Source organism: Burkholderia sp. E168m23 (assembly GCF_016586125.1).
Classification (GTDB): Bacteria; Pseudomonadota; Gammaproteobacteria; order Burkholderiales; family Burkholderiaceae; genus Burkholderia; species Burkholderia orbicola.
Genome location: NZ_BCPP01001216.1, coordinates 1 through 1,731, shown reverse-complemented (window position 1 = coordinate 1,731; position 1,731 = coordinate 1). Strand labels below are relative to the sequence as shown.

Annotated in this window: 3 protein-coding genes and 1 pseudogene; 2 read left to right on the top strand and 2 right to left on the bottom strand. The window is 66.3% G+C overall.

Annotated elements, in window-relative coordinates; translation table 11 throughout:
* Positions 1–265, top strand: a 265-nt coding sequence (locus JMF90_RS35845) for an ureidoglycolate lyase (RefSeq protein WP_201326229.1), incomplete at its 5' end; no start/stop codon positions are given.
* A gap of 80 nt (positions 266–345) precedes the next feature.
* Here JMF90_RS35845 and JMF90_RS35840 read toward each other — a convergent pair.
* Positions 346–558: pseudogene (locus JMF90_RS35840) on the bottom strand (LysR family transcriptional regulator); the annotation flags it as partial.
* Between the two features lie 58 nt (positions 559–616).
* On the opposite strand from JMF90_RS35840, the gene JMF90_RS35835 reads away from it, so the two are divergent.
* A complete protein-coding gene (locus JMF90_RS35835; RefSeq protein WP_077179226.1) occupies positions 617–1,027 on the top strand; it encodes an ACT domain-containing protein in 411 nt (136 codons plus the stop codon).
* A 103-nt stretch (positions 1,028–1,130) separates the two neighbouring features.
* Here the strand turns inward: JMF90_RS35835 and JMF90_RS35830 are convergent.
* Positions 1,131–1,731: urate hydroxylase PuuD (locus JMF90_RS35830; protein ID WP_201326228.1), on the bottom strand; the 601-nt coding region annotated here is incomplete at its 5' end.

The following is a 1,731-nucleotide window of genomic DNA, read 5'->3' as shown; positions in this document are numbered from 1 at the left end:
CGTGCCGCTGAACGACCAGCCGTATCTCGTCGTCGTCGCGCCCGCGGGCGATCTCGATCCGGCGAAGATTCGTGCATTCGTCACGAGCGGCTGGCAGGGCGTCAATTACGCGAAGGGCGTGTGGCATCACCCGCTGATCGCATTGGGCGGTGTCAGCGACTTCATCGTCGTCGATCGCGGTGGTGACGGCCTGAACCTGAACGAGCAGGATCTGCAGGAGTCGCTGTGGCTCACCGAGGACGCACTGGATGCGGTGACGGCCTGAGTCAGGATGATCTGGTCGTCCGCCTGTCGAAACCCGCGCAACCTGCGCGGGTTTTTTTATGCGCGCCGTTTTCTTGCGAATCAGGTTGACGTGGCCTTGCGCGTATCGCGCGAACCCTGGCCGCCGCGCTGTCGATTCGCAACCGGCGCATGCTGCGCCATCAGCCCGGCGACCCGGTCGACGAACACACGCAGCGTCGCGCTGACATGCCGGTTCGGCGGGAACGCGGCATACATCGGCATCGGTTCGAGTTGCCACGGCTCGAACAGCGGCACCCGTTTGCCGCTGTCGCGCGTGCTATCGTGCCCGCATCGCCACCACACGACGTCCGGTTCCGGGCGCGATACTCCGATGAGCCAGCCTGAAAACGACCTCGCGGTCCTGCTGCGCACGATGCAGCCCGAACTGCATCCGGGGGCGTTCGCGTTCATTTCGCTGCCGCACGACGCCGACGTATCGGTATCCGAAGTGATCGCGACGTTCCGCGAAGCGGAAGGGCTGACGGTCGTGGTCGACGAGGAGACGGCCGCGCGTCGCGGCTGGCCGGTGCTGTTTCGCGCCGCCTGGATCACGCTGACCGTGCATTCCGATCTCGCGGCCGTCGGCCTCACGGCCGCATTCGCGCGGGCGCTCGGTGCAGCCGGCATCAGCTGCAACGTGATGGCCGCCGCGTACCACGATCACATCTTCGTGCCGTTCGACGACGGCCCGCGCGCACGCGATGCACTCGTCGCACTGCAGCGCGACGCGATGAGCAGGTAGCGCGCGAAGGGCATGCCGCGCAGGCAAAAAAACGGGCCCGTCACCGGGCCCGCGAACGGAGAGGATGACGCCGGCGAATGACTTCCGGCGCGCGGCGGGCGGCTTACTTGACCGCGCCGCCCTCGAACCAGGCGGCGAGTTTCGTCCGCTCGTCGTCGGTCATGTGCGTGACGTTGCCGATCGGCATCGCCTTCAGGCGCACGGCCTGATCGTAGATGCGCTGCGCGTTCTTCGACACTTCGTCCGGCGTGTCGAACATCACGCCCGCGGGCGCGCTGCCCATCAGCGTCGGCTTGGCCGAGTGGCACTCGACGCAGCGCTGCTGCAGGATCGGCATGATGTCGTTGATCACGATCTTCGGTGCGTTGGCCGCTTGCGCTTCCGGGGCGACCGGCTTCGGCATCGTCCACACCAGCGCGCCCGACAGCAGCGCGACGCCGCCGATCGGCAGGTACCACAGCTGCTTGCCGCGGTGACGCATCACGAAGAACTGGCGAATCAGCGCGCCGGCCAGCATGATCAGCACGAGCACGACCCAGTTGAACTTGTTCGTGTACGTCATCGCATAGTGGTTCGACAGCATCGCGAACACGACCGGCAGCGTGAAGTACGTGTTGTGCACCGAGCGCTGCTTGCCGCGCTTGCCGTAGATCGGGTTCGGTTCCTCGCCCTTGAGCATCTTGTCGACCATCTTGCGCTGGCCC